Here is a 537-nt window from a genome sequence, read left to right as displayed (position 1 = left end):
TTTCTTGAGTTTTGCCTGCCTGTGCTTTTTCTTTGGCTTTTTCAGCTTCCCAGTTCGCATTAATTTCTTCATCGTTCGCAAATTCTGTATCAGAGAATACATGCGGATGGCGGCGCGTTAGCTTCTCATTGATACCGTCGACCACATCAGAGAACTCAAACAAGCCCTGCTCTTTTGCTAACTGACTGTAGAAAATCACCTGAAACAACAGGTCGCCCAACTCTTCTTGTAGATTCGGCCAATCTTTGTTGTGAATCGCGTCCACCACCTCATACGTCTCTTCGATAGTATGCGGCACAATTGTTTCAAAATTTTGTTTCAAATCCCAAGGACAGCCACCTTCAGGATCGCGCAGCTTAGTCATGATCTGTTCAAGTTGTTCAATCGGGTGATTCATCGTTTTATTCCTATTCACTGTCTTTGATTTTTAAATTTATACCGTCTTCTAAAACTAAAAAAGGTGAGTAGCCAAAACCACTCACCTTTCTACTTTTTCGGTCATCCTCAAGAGCGAAGAATGAGCGAGTTGGGGATCTC

Annotated in this window: 1 protein-coding gene; it reads right to left on the bottom strand. The window is 42.6% G+C overall.

Going from position 1 to position 537, the window contains the following annotated elements; genetic code table 11:
* On the bottom strand, positions 1-397 hold a 397-nt coding region (locus tag AB4653_RS23505; protein WP_372105453.1), incomplete at its 3' end, for a MazG family protein.
* Between the last annotated feature and the right edge of the window lie 140 nt (positions 398-537).

Source organism: Vibrio sp. 10N.222.48.A3 (genome assembly GCF_041475345.1).
Taxonomy (GTDB): Bacteria; Pseudomonadota; Gammaproteobacteria; order Enterobacterales; family Vibrionaceae; genus Vibrio; species Vibrio tasmaniensis_A.
Note: the sequence above shows the minus strand (reverse complement) of the source record. Positions and strands in the feature narration are given on the sequence as shown.